We start from the raw sequence: 17,584 nt of genomic DNA, 5'->3' as shown, positions 1-17,584 counted from the left end.
AACTCAATGAATATTATTGTTTAAATTTGCGCTTAAATTAGACGTTACGCTCGAAATAATGAAATTTATACTTTTAATTATAGGTTTTCATATTCTAATAATTGCTGCTGTGCTCCGGATCAGCAAACCTGGAAACAATTTTAACAGGTGCATCCGGCTTATTCTTGGACTTTCCATTCTGCACGTCATTTATAAATTGACTCATTTGTATTTCATCAGCAACTGGCTGATCCACGAAATTGCCAGTCCTATGGCCTTGCTATATGGACCATTATTGTATTTTCTGTATTTAGCGGCCGTAGAAAAGCAGATCACTGCGAAGATGGTCCTGCTCCATTGTATCCCTTTCCTCTCCTTAACCCTGTGTTATACAAGCTTAACTTATGGCCTTCCGCAAGACGATGGAGAATGGAACAGCCGAAGGTTGATGATCAATTCTTTTCATCACCTCAGCTTATCCCTTTCTTTAGTTTTTTATGCTTTTTTTACCTGGTATAAAATGCGGATAGAGCCCGCAGTAACTCCTGAAAGAGACCGTTTGATCAGCCAGCTGGTGGTAATTGAGGGGGTCTGGGCTTTCATTGTCGCTTTGCTGGCGATGGATGCCTGGTGGATAAAACTTGAATTCGCATTTAGTCCTTTGGCTTTGTTGTATGGAACCCAATTGCTCGTGGTCGGACTTCTGCTCCGCTGTCTCTTATTACAAAAGACCGCTGCAGCGCCTTATCACCAAAGCCTGCTGCCTTCACGTTACTCCAGGTCAAGCCTGGAAGAAGAAACGTTAAAAGCATACGAATATAAGCTGTACAATCACCTGGAAACATCAAAGATCTACCTTAAACCGGCACTGTCTTTAGAGTTGTTGGCAAAGGAAACCGAGATTCCGAAGCATCATTTCTCTCAATTGCTCAATGTCTACCTGGGAAAGAGCTTTTATCAGATGATTGCCGACTATCGGATCGCACATGCACTGGCACTTCTGGAGGAGGCAGGAGCTCAGTTTACGATAGAGTCATTAGCCTATGAATGTGGATTTAATTCGAAAACCTCATTCAACAGATATTTTAAGGAGAAAACAGGTTTTACACCTTCTGATTATCGCGACCTGAAAAATACTGGATTACTGAGTTGATTTTTTCCCAAAAGGGGCGTTTTTCCTACGTGGGGTGCCGAATGTCCCAGGCCACCAGCCAATACTTCTGATCTTCCGGCAATCGTATGGAGCCGGATAATCACACCTTCCCGGAGCTGCAGCTTAATTGAGGGTTAAGATAAAGGCAGACTTTCTGAAAAGATGTCTCCTAATGGTGATTTTGGATGTTTTTTTGATACGCGTTACAATATAAAAATGGTAAAATACGTTCTCAGCTGCATTCTCATTTTAACGTTTGTGACGTTATATCTCGGCTATAAAAGAAATAGCCATGGTCTTTTTCAGCAAATCATGAACCTCCATGTGGTAAGTATCCTTTTCAACGTTATTTACTTCTTTGCTGCTGAACAGCTTTCCTTAGAGAGGGACTTTTTACTCTATTTACCCTTTGCCTTTCTTTATGGTCCGGTCTTGTACTTTGCGGCACAAGCAGTATCCGGTAAGATACTCAGTCCCCGGAAAATAATGGCTCATTTGACTCCTTTCCTGTTGGGGATTGTTTTTTATATACTTCGGTGCCTCTATCCGGTATGGCTCGATGCCTCCTGGCTAAGGCACACTCACCACACGCTAAAAACCCTGACATTGCTTTTTTATGCACTGTATATTCTCTTTTTTAGTCATCAGAAAAACAAAGAAGTGTATCATGCACAATGGAAACTGATTCAGAGGTTGGGTTTTCTAACGCTCATCGGCTCCGTGATTTATGTTATTTTCGCTTATAGCAACATCGTTCATGGAAATAATGGAAATAGTGGGGATGCTTCGCCGGTGAGCGGATTCCTTTACCTTATTTTATTGACCTCAGTGCTCCTCGTTTTTCGTTATACCATCAATGGCTTCATGTCAATAGGGGCAGACAAAGATGACCCAGAGATGGAGCCTAAAGAAGGAGAGGTTAAACGTTATCAAAAAAGTATGCTTTCTGAAACGCTTTTGGATCGCTATGAACAAAATCTATATGCCCTCATGATCCAGCAAATGGTTTTTTTAGACCCGGAGTTGTCCTTGCAAACCCTTGCCAAAGAGCTTAAAATTCCTAAACATCACCTCACTCAGCTGTTGAGTCTAAGGCTTGGCGAAAATTTTTACCATTATGTCAATCGCTTTAGGATTGACTACGCCTGTAAACTCATCAATCAATCCGTAGTAGACCTGACGCTGGAAGAACTTGCCTATAAAAGCGGGTTCAATTCTAAAACTTCCTTTAACAGGTATTTTAAAAAACAGTTGGGTTGTACCCCCTCCGAATACCGTAACCTCTAGTGTAAACCCGGATGATAGAATTTATTACCTCCTGCATCATTGTTTTGTCGTTAATCACGATGTACCTGAGCTTTCATGCAGGAAAAGCAAATGCTTTTGATAAGATGGTGAATGTTGGGATCGCAGTGATCCTCTTTCATGGCATTTTCGTACTGATATGTGAGCTGTTTTTCCCCTTGCAAAGGTATATAGATGCCGCAGCACCATTTGGACTGCTCTATGGCCCGCTATGCTATTTCTCATTTTATGCCCTTTCCGGAAAATTGCCAGACAGAAACAGGCTATTTCTTCACCTGATGCCTGTTATCGTCGGTATAGGGTTTTACCTGATGATTTTGTGGTCTTCCTCCTTTCGGGATGCCTATTATTTATTGATCATAAGGGTGCTATATATTTGTGTTGAAATTTCAATGATTAGTTATACCGGACTACTCTTATTTTACAATGGAGGAGATGAAAAAGAACGCACACAGGAAGGTAAGAAGATGCTGATTACAGTACTTGTTCTCGTTTTTATGGTTGCGGTAATGTTCATCACACTTAGCTATGCGAGCAACCTTTCCAAAAGAAAGGTCAGTTGGTTATTACCGAGAATGATCATTTATTTTGCCATGTTTACGGTTATGATTTTTGCGTTTCGCTACCAGGCAGCCCGGATTTTAAAAAAAACGCAGGCATAATCGCTACGCGCAGCTGTCGTATATTCCCAATTCCCAAACATCCCTCAGCCAATTATTTAGCACCCGCAGCGGTCAAAAATTTTATCTCTTAAAGACAAAAAAGGGAAGGGTAAAATCTCTTTTTAGGTGTACCAGTTAAACGGGATGTCGTGCTTCCCGGTTTTCTGGCACATCCTAAGCCATTGTTTCATACATATTTGCGCCCATTCTGATACAACGCAGAACAGGAACAAAAATTATCGCATGAAACACGCTACTAAAATTTTTCATTATGCATCATTACTGATGTGCTTTTTATTTGCGGCCAGCTTTAGCAGTTATGCAGACGGCTCAAAGGACCTTTATCCTAAGGGCAAAAGAACAGGTGGCCGGGCCTTCCTTTACAGCAACAGTTATACAGGAAGCACAGGCAGTACCCTGGCATCATGGCCATTTAAATCTTTAGGGGTTCATTATGCCTACCTGAAAGCAGGAGAAAAGATTTATGCGGCTTCCAGCGCACAGGGAGTTGGGAATGGACGAATCCGGTTAACAGCACCAGATGGGACATCGACGACTTCAGATAATGATGCCATCGGCAGAATTGCCAATCGTACAGCCGAAAATGATGGCCCCAGGTATGACGGGCAAACAGGTGGAAACTATTATACAGCATATACTGCAGATGCGACTCAGGATGGAATCTGGAAAATAGAATTTCTGCCTTCCGGAAACCAAAATAGTACCGCTACACCTGCCGTTCCATCAGTTCTTGCAGATGACGACTGGACACAGGGCAGCAATGTGGAGCTGATTTCCGCCTGGGATGTATCCGTGAGAAATTCAACAAACACCGCCTGGATGCCGGGAAGGGTATATGCGAATGTGCTCAATTTACATATTAGCGGGACATTCACGGAAGTTCGTGGTTTTTATGGATTAATGCATGTATTAACAAAAGACGGATACGTTTATAAAGTAGATAACAATGGAAATAATGGCGTAGGTTTTACTTTTTTTGTCAACAATAAGGGTTTTTTGGATAATAAAAGAGAACCTGTTTATAAGAGTTTAGATAAGTCGACGGGGCTTGGCACATTGGTTCAGGATCCCAGGGTAGAGGATACACAATCCGATATTACACATAAAATATTTTATACCCTTCCGGGAGCAGATCTTCCTGCATTGGCATCAGGGTCCGTTCCGGGACAGGAAACCTGGTTGAAAAATACCAGACTTGAGCCAAAAGTAGAAAAACTGGGCATCATCGGTGTAGATGGCACCAACGGACAGGTCAGTAATAAAGGAGGGGACATTGTGTTTGATGCGAACCTTTCCGGAAGATACAAAATCACCATTTCCAGTCCTTTGCCTTCCACAGACCCGAACTTCTTTGTGACAAGGACGATGGAAGGCAATGCGGTGATTGGAACAAATAAGATTTTTTGGAATGGAAAAGATGGGGCAAACGTCCTCTTGCCGAGCGGTTCGGTCCCTGCAAAGCTGGTGGTCCAGCTCCAGGGCGCAGAGGTGCATTTCCCTTATATCGATATGGAAATTAATCCCAAAGGAATCATTTTGCAACTGTTACAGGCCGATCATGTCGGTGTGGAATCAGATTATGTGTATTGGGATGATTCTGATGTTAGTCAGACGGGACTGAGTGCAGAAAAATCCAATCCGATCAATGCGAGTCAGGCTTTAAACCCGGGTGGAACTTCCAGTACGGCCAACGGCCACAAATGGGGAACTTATAGCTCCAGTGGTGGAAGTAATAACAGTGGTACAGGGAGCAACAGCTTTGGAAATGAGAAGTCGATGGACACCTGGTCCTTCATTCTGGGTGCCGAAGAAACAAAAAATATCAGTGTTGAGGTGAAGCAGGTGGATTTGGAAGTCTCGGGTATTACCCCTTCAAAAACAATTGTGGCAAAGGGCGATCAGCTCAGCTATACTGTAGTGGTGAAGAATGCAGGACCAAGTGATGTCATTGGCATTAAAGACCCTATTTCAGGACTCTACGACAACAGCGGAGCACCTTTTACATTTAAATTGCCTCCGGGTTTTACCATGAACAGCATGGAATTCGTATCGGCCTGCGGTACTGAGGCTGTTCCTGTAACTTTCGATGCAGTAAGCGGATTGTATAAATCTGTTTTGAAATTACCCAGCGGTTGTGAAGGTCAATATGTCTTCAAAGGAACGGTAGGCCCGGCAATGGTGGCCGGAAATATGGAAGTATGGGCAACAATTATGCGCCCCAATGATGTGACAGATATTGATGCGACCAATCCGAATCCAAATATTCCGCCAACCGACCCTTATTTCGAATGTAGTGCATATGATCCCTTAAGTGGTCTGATCATCCCTTGTAACAACATTAAGAAAAACAATACGACAACACTGATCAATAAAATCACGGCAACAAAAGAAATTGAAGGGAACCCGGTAAAGGTGAAAGCCGGAGATCTGCTGACTTATAAAATCATCCTGGAAAACACCAATAGTACCGCTAAAACAGGTGTGACCGCAAGTGATGCCCTTCCGGCAGGACTGGTCGGTGCAACGGCAATTTCGCATGCCGGTACGTTAACAGGTACAACGATTAACTGGACCAACCTTACTGTTCCAGCTAACGGTACACTGACACTGAGCTTTAAAACCACTGTTGGTCCAAATTCAACAGGGATTACCTCCATTAAAAATATTGCGAGCGTAGTTGATCCAATAGACCCCACAACTCCTTTAACTCCAGAGGTGTTGGTGCCGGTAGAACTGATCAGCAGTTTTACTGCGGTTAAAAAAGTCACGGGAGGATTACAAAACAATAAAATTACCGCAGGATCAGAAATTACCTACAGTATTGAAGTGTCGAATACAGGAAATACGGCACTGGCTAATCTTGAGATTTCCGATATCATTCCTGGTCGTATGACTTATGTGACCGGAACAGCAGATAATGCAGGTGTTTTAACCGGAAGTACGCTAAAATGGCTGGTTAATATCCCTGTTGGCGGGGCTAAAACAGTAACTTTCAAAGTGAAGGTTGCAGACGACCTGACAGGAGTAACCGCAATTAAAAACATTGCAACAATTACTGACCCGGCAAAACCATTGACTCCGTCAAGTCCGGAAGTAGAGGTGCCAACGGATCCGTTGAGAAGCTTTACTGCAGTCAAAACGATTAGTGCAGGTTTGCAAAACAATAAGATTGTTGCCGGATCCACGATTACTTATAACATTGAGGTTAAGAATACAGGAAGTACGGAGCTGACGGGCATTAACGTCTCGGATGTGATTCCTGGAAATACTACCTACAAAGCAGGAACAGCAGATAACGGGGGCATCCTTACAGGCAATACCCTAAACTGGACCATTAATATTCCTTTTGGCCAAACCAAAAATCTCAGCTTCCAGGTGGAGGTTGCAAAAGACCTGACCGGTATTGCAGCGATCAAAAACATTGCTACAGTTACTGATCCTGCAAAGCCATTGACTCCGGTAATTCCCGAAGTGGAGGCACCAACAGATCCGTTGCGAAGTTTTACCGCAGTCAAAACGATTAGTGCAGGCTTGCAAAACAATAAAATTGTTGCCGGATCCACGATTACCTATAACATTGAGGTAACGAATACCGGAAGCACGGAGCTGACGGGAATTAACGTTTCGGATGTGATTCCTGGAAATACCACTTACAAAACAGGAACAGCAGATAACGGGGGCATCCTTACAGGCAATACTCTAAACTGGACCATTAATATTCCTTTTGGCCAAACCAAAAATCTCAGCTTCCAGGTGGAGGTTGCAAAAGACCTGACGGGCATTGCAGCGATCAAAAACGTTGCTACAGTTACTGACCCTGCAAAACCATTGACTCCTGTAATTCCTGAGGTGGAAGTCCCAACAGATCCGGTCAAAAGCTTTACTGCCACTAAAAAAATCACCGGCGGATTAAACAATAATAAAATCACTGCGGGATCTACGATCACTTATAGTATAGAAGTAACAAACACAGGAAGTACGGCATTGACAAACATCGCTGTTGCAGATAACCTGCCAGCTCATACCAGCTACGTTAACGGAACTGCCAGTCCTGGAGGTAGCCTGACCGGTAATACTTTAAACTGGTTGCTTAACCTGGCCTTTGGTGAAACGAAGACAGTGAGCTTCCAGGTAAAGGTTGCTGACGACCTTACCGGTATTGCTACGATTAAAAACGTAGCCACAGTAACTGATCCGACTACACCTGGCCATCCTCCGGTAATCCCGGAAGTAGAGGTGCCAACAGATCCGGTCAAAAGCTTTACTGCAACTAAAAAAATCACCGGCGGATTAAACAATAATAAAATCACCGCGGGATCTACCATCACTTATAGTATAGAAGTAACAAACACAGGAAGTACAGCATTGACAAACATCGCCGTTGCGGATAACCTGCCAGCTCATACCAGCTACGTTAACGGAACGGCCAGTCCTGGAGGCAGCCTGACCGGTAATACTTTAAACTGGGTGCTTAACCTGGCCTTTGGTGAAACGAAGACAGTGAGCTTCCAGGTAAAGGTTGCTGACGACCTTACCGGTATTGCTACGATTAAAAACGTAGCCACAGTAACTGATCCGACTACACCAGGCCATCCTCCGGTAATCCCGGAGGTAGACGTGCCAACAGATCCGGTCAAAAGCTTTACTGCAACTAAAAAAATCACCGGCGGATTAAACAATAATAAAATCACCGCCGGATCTACGATCACTTATAGTATAGAAGTAAAAAACACAGGAAGTACTGCATTGACAAACATCGCCGTTGCGGATAACCTGCCAGCTCATACCAGCTACGTTAACGGAACTGCGAGTCCTGGAGGTAGCCTGACGGGTAATACCTTAAACTGGGTGCTTAACCTTGCCTTTGGCGAAACGAAGACAGTGAGCTTCCAGGTGAAGGTTGCGGATGACCTTACCGGTATTGCCACGATTAAAAACGTAGCCACAGTAACCGATCCGACCACACCAGGCCATCCTCCGGTAATCCCGGAAGTGGAAGTGCCAACAGATCCGGTCAGAAGTTTTACCGCAACAAAAAAGATCAGTGGAGGTTTAAATAATAATAAAATCCTTGCCGGATCTACGATCACTTATAGTATAGAAGTAAAAAACACAGGAAGTACCGCATTGACGAATATCGCCATTGCAGACCTTATCCCGGCCCATACCACCTATGTTGAAGGCACTGTCGACTATGGAGGTGGCCTGACAGGAAACACCCTCAACTGGGTGGTTGATTTAGCCTTCGGAGAAAGCAAAACAGTTAGCTTCAAGGTAAAAGTAGCAGATGACCTGACTGGTGTTGCGACGATTAAAAACAGCGCAACAGTTACTGATCCTGCAAATCCATTGACTCCGGTAATTCCGGAAGTGGAAGCGCCAACAGATCCGGTCAAAAGTTTTACCGCAACTAAAAAAATCAGCGGCGGACTAGACAATAATAAAATCGCTGCGGGTTCTACCATCACTTATAGTATTGAAGTGAAGAATACCGGAAGCACTGCATTGACGAATGTTGCCATTGCAGATCAGATACCAGACCATACCACCTACGTTAACGGAACTGCCGATCTTGGAGGTAGCCTGATCGGTAATACCCTAAACTGGGTGGTTAACCTGGCCTTTGGCCAAAGCAAAACGGTCAGCTTCCAGGTAAAGGTTGCCGACAACCTTACTGGCGTTGCAGCGATCAAAAATGTCGCCACAGTAACCGATCCGACTACACCAGGCCATCCTCCGGTAATTCCGGAAGTAGAACTGCCTACGGATGCAAAGCGCAGCTTTACGGCGGTAAAAAGAGTGATCAGCGGTCTTGTGAATGGAAAAGTGCCATCGGGGGCCGAATTGGTCTATGCAATTGATGTGGTCAATACCGGAGGGGAAGACCTGATTGGACTAAATATCGCAGATGATCTGCCAGCAGGAACAAGTTTTGTCCGTGCAGATCAAAACGGTTCAAAAACCGGAAACCGGGTGAGCTGGACGCTGGATGTTCCTTTCGGACAAACCAAAACGGTGTTGCTAACCCTAAAAGTTGCGGATGATTTAACAACTGTGGAAACAATTGTGAATAAAGCAACGGTAACCGATCCAAAAGATCCGGCAAACCCGAAAACGCCGGAAGTAACCGTAGCTACAGAACAAAAAGCAACCATCAGCTTATCGAAAACTGCCATTGCAGGAGATTACGATAAGGTAGGGAAGGTAATCGGTTACAACCTGGTATTGAAAAATACAGGAAATGTAGCGGTAAAAGACATCATCATTACCGATGATAATGCAGATGCAGGAAGCATCAGCCCCGCAAACATTGCCAGTCTCGCACCTAACGAAACGGTCAATATCACAGCGAAACATACCCTTACCCAGGAAGATCTGGATAAAGGATTTGTAAGTAACCTGGCGAAAGCAAGGGGTAAAGATCCTAAAAACAAAGAGGTATATGCAGAATCGAAAGATCCTTCGCCGGTACCGGGAGCCCCAACAGACCCTGCCTGTAAAGATTGTACCGTCACGCCGACAACTCAAAAGGGAGCGCTTAGCTTATCGAAAACGGCGGCCACAGGAACACATAATAAAGTAGGTGGCCTGATCAACTATAACCTGGTATTGAAAAATACAGGAAATGTAACCCTCAAAAATATCATCATTACGGATAACAATGCAGATGCAGGAAGCATCAGTCCGGCAAGTATTGCCAGTCTGGGACCTAACGAAACGGTAAGTATTACTGCGAAACATACCCTGACTCAGGCCGATCTGGATAGGGGCTTTGTGAGTAACCTGGCGAAAGCAGATGGTAAAGATCCTAACAACAAAGAGGTACATGCGGAGTCGAAAGATCCTTCGCCGGTACCGGGAGCACCAACGGATCCGCTTTGTAAAGATTGTACTGTGACCCCAACAGAACAGCTGGCCGGAATCAACCTGGTTAAGAAAATTACCAATAAAGGAACCGGTGAGCAGGATGCTTTCATCCTGAACGATAAGATTGAATACACTTTCCTCATCAAAAACACAGGAAATACAACCTTAAACGGAATCACCTTAAATGACCCATTATTGGGAGCCGCGGCAATTCAGATCCCCGGATCTTTAGCTCCGGGAGAAAGTGTTAGCCATAAGGAATATTATACCATCACTGCCGCAGATATTGCCATTGGTAAAGTAACCAATCAGGCAACTGTAAAGGCAAAAGATCCTAAAGGAAAAGACGTTTCCGCTGTATCGGGAACAGATGCCGGAAATAACGATCCGACGGTGATTCCTCTGGCTAAACCACCGGTCGCCAAAGATGACCTGGCAAAAGCAGAACAAAATAAACCGGTTAAAATCGAAGTACAGAAAAATGATGAGCCTGGAAACAGCGCAATCATTCCGGGAAGTACAAAGATCGTTACCCAGCCTAAAAACGGTACACTTACCCTGAACCCGGACGGAACGGTCACTTATACGCCAAACCCGGGCTTTACCGGAACAGATGGGTTTGTCTATACCGTAACGGATAAAAACGGACAGATTTCTAATCCGGCAACCGTAAAAATTGAGGTAACTCCTTCTAAACCGGTGGCTATGGACGATGTGGCGGAGACGCAGTTCAATAAAGAAATCGAAATTCCTCTGCTGCATAACGATAAAACGGATGGTGCTGATTTCGAAAAGCCAACGGTAGAAATTATTGAACAGCCGAAGAATGGGGTGCTGAAGAAAAATCCGGATGGTACCGTAGTTTATGTGCCTAACAGTGGCTTCACAGGGAAAGACAGCTTTACTTATAAGGTTAAAGATGCCAACGGAAACTGGACGAATATAGCCACAGCAAACATCACGATTAAAGGCTTCTTTATCCCGAACGTCATTACCCCTAACGGCGACGGAAAGAACGATGAGTTTGTAATTGTAGGTCTGGAAGAATTCAATAATGCCGAACTGACCATTTTTAACAGATGGGGAAATGAAGTATACCACAATGGCAATTACAGAAATACCTGGACCGGAGAGGGATTGAACGAAGGAACCTATTACTACCTGATCCGATTGAAAAAGGAAGGCAAAGTGGAGGTTTATAAAGGATGGGTATTAATAAAAAGATAGTTGATCAAATCATGAATAAGGACATCATAAAAAAAGGAGTACTGGCACTTGGACTAACGGTTGCAGGCTTGCTTCCGGCAAAAGCCCAGCAAAACATTCAGTTCTCCCAGTATATCTTTAACGCGCTGAGTGTTAACCCTGCTTATGCAGGATATAAAGAGGAATGGTTCGCTCAAATGGCTTTAAGAAGTCAGTGGAGCGGATTGGATGGAGCTCCCCAAACGGGGCAGCTTTCTATCGATGGGATTGCAGATCCGACACGCAAGAATATTGGCCTGGGCCTGCAGCTTAGCGCCGATAAGCTGGGCGCACAATCTTCTACCTCTGTCTATGCAAACTATGCTTATCGCCTGAGGCTGGACGCAGAAGATACCCGGCGACTGAGCTTTGGGATCGGTCTTGGTTTGGCACAATATGGATTAGATGGCAATAAACTGAGGCCAAAAGATCCCGACGACAGGGAATTGCCCATCGGAAAGATCAGCAGTACTATTCCGGACATGCGCTTTGGGGTGTACTATAGCAGTCCCAAATGGTATGTCGGAGCATCGGTGATGGATATGTTTTCGGGAGATAAATCGAATGGCATCTTCAAATGGGATGGCAATACTGTGGATAACCTGAAACGTAAACGCCATTTTTACCTGATTGCAGGAACCCTGTTCAACCTGTCTGAAGACACGAAATTGAGGCCAAGCTTACTGCTGAAGGAAGATTTTAAAGGCCCCACAAGTCTCGACCTCAGCGCTATGGTCATCTTCGGAGAACGGTTCTGGTTAGGAGGCTCCTTCCGTACGGGACTTTCTTTATGGGACAAAGACTATACTAAAGGGCAGAGCCTGAGTCATCAGAATTCTGTATCTGCCATCACACAGTTTTATGTGACAGAGCGGTTTAGAATCGGTTATTCTTATGATTATATCACAAGCAAATTGAGCAGTATCCAGAACGGAACACATGAGATTACCGTTGGGATGACCTTCCCTGGTAAAGGCAAACGTTTACTTAGTCCAAGATTTTTTTAACATGATGAAATTTACTTATACCTTCCTGACCACAGCATTATTGTTATGCTTTTATGGATCTGCTGAAGCACAGGAACAACCCGACCTGAGAGCGAGGGCCAACCGCCTTTTTCAGGAATATCAATATGCGAATGCCGCTAAAGGATACCTGAAATTGGTGGTTGTAAAAAAACCAAGGCTAATGGATATGGAGCGTCTGGCCATTTGCTACCGGAAAATGAACAATTTTGAAGATGCCGAAACCTGGTATGCCCGTATCATTGCCGATCCGAAAAGCAATGCCGAAAACCTGATCCTTTATGGAGAGGTGCTGAAAACAAATGCCAAATATGAACAGGCAAAAAAAGTATTGCAGGAGTATGCCACCAAAACGGGAAAGCAGCAGGCGGTAGCCAACGAATTGGCAGGATGTGATTCTGCACAGGTCTGGATGGCCCGGCCAACTGCCCATAAGCTGAAAAATGAAGCGCAAATCAATACGCAAAATGCAGAATTTTCTGCCTTTCCTCAGGGAACAACCCTCTACTATGCCGGAGAACCGGAAACGGCGCTGACAGACAAAACATATGGCTGGACGGGAAATTCATTCCTGAAAATCTTTACCGCCGGACTTGGATCAGAAAATGAGCTTTCCAATCCTTCACAGGCCATGGATAACCTCAATACGGAAAGCTATCATATGGGCCCGGTGACAGGAAATAAAGCAGGAGATGTCTTATTCATTACTCGTACTTATCCCGGAAAAAAAGGAGAAATAAGCAAGGAGAACAAGCGGAGCTATAAAACCAATACGCTGGAATTGTTTATCCGAAAAAAGGTAAACGGCGTATGGCAGGAAGCAGAAGCCTTTCCCTATAATAAGGTGCAGGAATATTCTGTTGGACATGCAGCACTCAGTACTGATGAAAAAACCCTGTATTTTGTTTCTGATATGCCGGGAGGCTTCGGAGGAACAGACATCTGGTATGTTACTGCAAATGCCGATGGCAGCTGGTCTGCGCCGCTAAATGCAGGAAAGGACATCAATACCCCCGCCAATGAACTGTTTCCGGCAATTGGCCCCGATGGGACATTGTTCTATTCCACCAGCGGCCTGCCGGGAATGGGAGGCCTCGATATTTTTAGCAGCAAAGGTCAGGCTTCAGGCTGGAGCAAACCACAAAATCTGAGATTCCCCCTAAACTCTGCTGCGGATGATTTTGCCTTCGTAATCAACGGGGCAAACACCGCAGGTTTTATTTCTTCCAATCGTAAAGGAGGTAAAGGGGATGACGATATTTATTCCTTCAGCCAGCAGAAGGTAAGAATTATACTGGCTTTAGCGGGGATTACCTTTAACAAAAAAACAGGAGAGCGGCTTCCCGCAGCTGCGGTCACTTTATTTAGCGGAGGACGAACCATTACCGGCAAACAAAACAGCAAGGAGGATGGAACCTTTTTCTTTGAGCTGGAAGCAGGTGCTGATTATCGTGTTCTGGCTACAAAAGAAGGCTTTTACGCAGACTCTACCAGCCTGAGTACGCTTGGGCTAACCAAATCAGATACCCTCAGGGTAGCTTTAAACCTGAATCCGCTGTTTGAGAAAGGTAAGGTGTTGAGGTTAGAGAACATCCATTATGATTTTGATAAGGCCAATATCCGTGTGGATGCTGCTAAAATCCTGAATGAACTGGTTCGTACCATGCGCGACAATCCAACCTTAAAAATTGAGTTGGGCAGCCATACCGATTCCCGTGGGGTAGATATATATAACCTGGACTTGTCACAAAGAAGGGCAAATTCGGTGGTAAACTACCTTGTTTCCAGAGGGATTTCCCGCGATCGTATGACTGCTATGGGATATGGAGAACAAAAGTTACTTAACCGTTGCGCAAACGGAGTGGCTTGTTCTGTTGCAGAACATCAGGCAAACCGCCGGACAGAATTTAAGGTCCTGGCATTTTAACCCCTTGCAGGGAAACAGTCGCCATGCCAGGAGGCTGTTAATCAAAAAGAAAAGGGAGATNNATCTCCCTTTTCTTTTTGATACGAAAATCGTTATTTCTTTAAGATGCGATTGTTGCAGTCGTCCTTCTTACAGCCGTTTTTTTTACAGCGGTAATGATGGCATTCGTGTCAAATCCGCACAGTGCCCATAATTCAGGTTGTTCACCATGGTCTATAAACTCATCAGGAATCCCCAAACGCACCACATGTGAGTTGTATTGATGATCTGCCATAAACTCGAGTACAGCACTTCCCATACCACCCTGCAGACAGCCATCTTCTACTGTGATCACATTTTTATAGCGTTTGAAAACATCATGTAACAGCGCTTCATCTAACGGTTTCACAAAACGCATGTCGTAATGTGCCGGATGAATGCCCTCACTGTTCAGTTCTTTACAAGCTTCAACAGCAAAGTTTCCAACATGTCCGATCGTTAATATCGCCACATCTTCTCCATCGCAGATTTTTCTGCCTTTTCCAATCTCCAGTGTTTTAAATGGACGCTTCCAGTCGGTAAGCACCCCGTTTCCTCTCGGGTAACGGATTGAGAATGGCCCTGCATTTTCCTGCTGTGCAGTGTACATAAGGTTTCTCAGCTCTTCCTCATTCATTGGAGCAGCAACGGTCATATTTGGAATACAACGCATGTAAGCAAGGTCATAAGCCCCATGGTGGGTTGCCCCATCTGAGCCTGCAAAACCAGCCCGGTCCAAACAGAATACCACATTAAGGTTCTGAATGGCCACATCATGAATCACCTGATCATAGGCCCTTTGCATAAAGCTGGAATAGATGTTACAGAAAGGAACGAGTCCCTGTGTAGCCAATCCCGCAGAAAAGGTCACCGCATGTTGTTCTGCAATACCCACATCAAATGCACGGGTAGGCATGGCTTTCATCATGATGTTCATGGAAGAGCCCGAAGGCATGGCAGGAGTAATCCCGACAATCTTTTTATTCGCTTCAGCAAGTTCTACCAGGGTATGTCCGAAAACATCCTGATATTTCGGTGGCTGAGGCTTATCCGAAACCGGCTTTTTAATTTCTCCGGTGATTTTATCAAATAATCCGGGTGCATGCCATTTGGTCTGGTCTTTTTCCGCAAGCGCAAAGCCTTTTCCTTTTACCGTTACACAATGTAACAGTTTAGGGCCGGGAATGTCTTTCAGATCAGAGATGATTTGTGCCAGACGCTGTACATCATGACCATCCACAGGACCAAAATACCTGAAGTTTAAGGCTTCAAATAAATTGCTTTGTTTCAACAATGTGCCTTTAATGCTTTTCTCAATCTTCTTTACAAACTTGTGCGCATTTGGCCCCAGTTCAGAAAGCTTGATCAAAACATTGGAAATGTCGTCCCGAAAGCGGTTGTATGATTTAGAAGTGGTAATGCTCGTTAAATATTCCTTTAAAGCGCCAACGTTAGGGTCAATAGACATGCAGTTGTCGTTCAGGATCACCAGCAGGTTAGAATTTTCGATACCCGCATGGTTTAGTCCTTCAAAAGCCAGTCCGGCAGTCATGGCCCCGTCGCCGATCACCGCAACATGCTGACGGTCTGTTTCTCCTTTATAATGAGAAGCTACAGCCATTCCCAGCGCAGCAGAAATAGAGGTGGAGGAGTGGCCAACACCAAAGGTGTCGTATTCACTTTCACTGATCTTAGGAAAACCACTGATCCCGTTCATGATCCGGTTGGTATGAAAAACCGACTTTCTTCCGGTCAGGATCTTATGGCCATAAGCCTGGTGTCCAACATCCCAAACTAATTTGTCGTAAGGCGTGTTTAAAGCATAATGTAAGGCTACTGTAAGTTCTACAACACCCAGACTTGCGCCAAAATGCCCCCCGTTTACGCTCACCACATCAATAATGTACTGACGCAGCTCCTGACAGATTTGTTCAAGGTCTTGTTCTTTATACTGCTTTAAATCAGCAGGATAATTAATGTTTGGTAATAATGGACGGGTAATATCTTCCATGCAGTGTTTTATAGAATAGAAGTACAAAGTAAGGTATTTTGTTGCCAAACTAAGAAGGAAAATCATTAATTTTACAAATTAATACTTCAATAAATGACTAGAGATACTTTAATTTTTGATTTGATTGACAGGGAATTGGACCGTCAGGAAAATGGCCTTGAACTGATCGCTTCTGAAAACTTTGTAAGCAAGCAGGTAATGGAAGCCGCAGGATCGTGTTTAACAAATAAATATGCCGAAGGCCTTCCGGGAAAACGATATTATGGCGGTTGCCAGATCGTAGATGAGGTAGAAACCTTGGCTATTGACCGTGCCAAACAACTTTTTGGTGCAGAATGGGTAAACGTTCAGCCGCATTCAGGTGCTCAGGCAAATGCTGCGGTAATGCTTGCGATCATTCAGCCGGGAGATAAAATCTTAGGATTTGACCTTTCTCATGGCGGGCACTTAACCCATGGTTCACCGGTTAACTTTTCAGGAAAACTGTATCAGCCTTTATTTTATGGCGTTAAAAAAGAAGACGGACTGATCGACTATGCTAAACTGGAAGAAATTGCTTTAGCAGAACGTCCTAAACTGATCATTTGCGGTGCTTCGGCTTACTCAAGAGAGTGGGATTATGCATTCATCCGCAGTGTAGCTGATAAAATTGGTGCATTGGTGCTTGCTGATATTTCACACCCTGCAGGAATGATTGCCCGTGGATTACTGGCCAACCCGCTTCCACATTGCCATATTGTAACGACTACCACCCATAAAACCCTTCGCGGGCCTCGTGGCGGACTGATCATGATGGGTAAAGATTTTGAAAATCCTTTCGGATTGAAAACTCCTAAAGGAGAAACAAGAATGATGTCTTCTGTATTGGATATGGCAGTGTTCCCTGGAACACAAGGCGGTCCCCTGGAGCACATCATCGCAGCAAAAGCGATCGCTTTCGGCGAAGCATTAAGCGACGAATATTTAACGTACATCAAACAGGTGAAATCCAATGCTCAGGCAATGGCTAAAGCCTTTGTTGCAAAAGGTTATGGCATCATCTCAGGTGGTACAGACAACCATTTGATGTTAATTGATCTGCGCAATAAAAATATAACTGGAAAAGCAGCGGAGAATGCGCTGGAAAAAGCAGATATTACCGTGAATAAGAATATGGTTCCTTTTGACGATAAATCGCCTTTTGTAACTTCAGGTATCCGTGTCGGAACTGCAGCGATTACAACAAGGGGCTTTAAAGAAGCTGAAATGGAAACTATAGTTGATCTGATTGATCAGGTAATTACCAATGCGGAGGATGAGAACAATTTGAAGGTGGTAAAGGAAAAAGTAATTAACCTGGTAAGTCGGTTCCCCTTATATAAATAAACCGGG

8 protein-coding genes are annotated in these 17,584 nt (G+C 44.4%); 7 read left to right on the top strand and 1 reads right to left on the bottom strand.

The window, feature by feature from the left end; translation table 11 throughout:
• The first annotated feature begins 58 nt into the window (after positions 1–58).
• The 6 genes from DBR43_RS23615 to DBR43_RS23590 all read left to right on the top strand — a co-directional run bounded on the left by DBR43_RS23615 (position 59) and on the right by DBR43_RS23590 (position 14,184).
• A complete protein-coding gene (locus DBR43_RS23615) occupies positions 59–1,132 on the top strand; it encodes a helix-turn-helix domain-containing protein (protein WP_124585467.1) in 1,074 nt (357 codons plus the stop codon).
• Between the two features lie 216 nt (positions 1,133–1,348).
• The gene (locus DBR43_RS23610; RefSeq protein WP_158622582.1) at positions 1,349–2,419 is read left to right on the top strand and encodes a helix-turn-helix domain-containing protein; all 1,071 of its coding nucleotides are present in this window, start codon (positions 1,349–1,351) and stop codon (positions 2,417–2,419) included.
• A gap of 11 nt (positions 2,420–2,430) precedes the next feature.
• Positions 2,431–3,099 carry a hypothetical protein gene (locus DBR43_RS23605; RefSeq protein WP_124585463.1) on the top strand — a complete coding sequence of 223 codons (669 nt, stop codon included), beginning with the start codon at positions 2,431–2,433 and terminating at the stop codon, positions 3,097–3,099.
• Positions 3,100–3,342: 243 nt separating this feature from the next.
• The gene (locus DBR43_RS23600) at positions 3,343–11,214 is read left to right on the top strand and encodes an Ig-like domain-containing protein (protein ID WP_158622581.1); all 7,872 of its coding nucleotides are present in this window, start codon (positions 3,343–3,345) and stop codon (positions 11,212–11,214) included.
• Positions 11,215–11,225: 11 nt separating this feature from the next.
• Positions 11,226–12,239 (top strand): type IX secretion system membrane protein PorP/SprF, encoded by a 1,014-nt coding sequence (locus tag DBR43_RS23595; protein ID WP_124585459.1) that lies wholly within the window; start codon positions 11,226–11,228, stop codon positions 12,237–12,239.
• A gap of 1 nt (position 12,240) precedes the next feature.
• A complete protein-coding gene (locus tag DBR43_RS23590) occupies positions 12,241–14,184 on the top strand; it encodes an OmpA family protein (RefSeq protein WP_233603178.1) in 1,944 nt (647 codons plus the stop codon).
• Positions 14,185–14,284: 100 nt separating this feature from the next.
• Here the strand turns inward: DBR43_RS23590 and dxs are convergent, their stop codons facing one another.
• Positions 14,285–16,213 carry a 1-deoxy-D-xylulose-5-phosphate synthase gene (gene dxs, locus DBR43_RS23585; protein ID WP_124585457.1) on the bottom strand — a complete coding sequence of 643 codons (1,929 nt, stop codon included), beginning with the start codon at positions 16,211–16,213 and terminating at the stop codon, positions 14,285–14,287.
• A gap of 93 nt (positions 16,214–16,306) precedes the next feature.
• Between dxs and glyA the strand changes: the two genes are divergently transcribed.
• Positions 16,307–17,578, top strand: a complete 1,272-nt coding sequence (gene glyA, locus DBR43_RS23580) for a serine hydroxymethyltransferase (RefSeq protein WP_124585455.1) — start codon at positions 16,307–16,309, stop codon at positions 17,576–17,578.
• Positions 17,579–17,584: the final 6 nt, after the last annotated feature.

Origin of the sequence: Pedobacter sp. KBW06, assembly GCF_003852525.1 — a bacterium.
In the GTDB taxonomy this organism is placed as follows: Bacteria; Bacteroidota; Bacteroidia; order Sphingobacteriales; family Sphingobacteriaceae; genus Pedobacter.
This window is presented reverse-complemented; position numbering and strand designations above follow the sequence as displayed.

Coding starts and splice junctions, on each gene's coding strand:
- DBR43_RS23615 (WP_124585467.1), top strand. CDS start 59: ATGAAATTTATACTTTTAATTATAGGTTTTCATATTCTAATAATTGCT.
- DBR43_RS23610 (WP_158622582.1), top strand. CDS start 1,349: ATGGTAAAATACGTTCTCAGCTGCATTCTCATTTTAACGTTTGTGACG.
- DBR43_RS23605 (WP_124585463.1), top strand. CDS start 2,431: ATGATAGAATTTATTACCTCCTGCATCATTGTTTTGTCGTTAATCACG.
- DBR43_RS23600 (WP_158622581.1), top strand. CDS start 3,343: ATGAAACACGCTACTAAAATTTTTCATTATGCATCATTACTGATGTGC.
- DBR43_RS23595 (WP_124585459.1), top strand. CDS start 11,226: ATGAATAAGGACATCATAAAAAAAGGAGTACTGGCACTTGGACTAACG.
- DBR43_RS23590 (WP_233603178.1), top strand. CDS start 12,241: ATGATGAAATTTACTTATACCTTCCTGACCACAGCATTATTGTTATGC.
- dxs (WP_124585457.1), bottom strand. CDS start 16,213: ATGGAAGATATTACCCGTCCATTATTACCAAACATTAATTATCCTGCT.
- glyA (WP_124585455.1), top strand. CDS start 16,307: ATGACTAGAGATACTTTAATTTTTGATTTGATTGACAGGGAATTGGAC.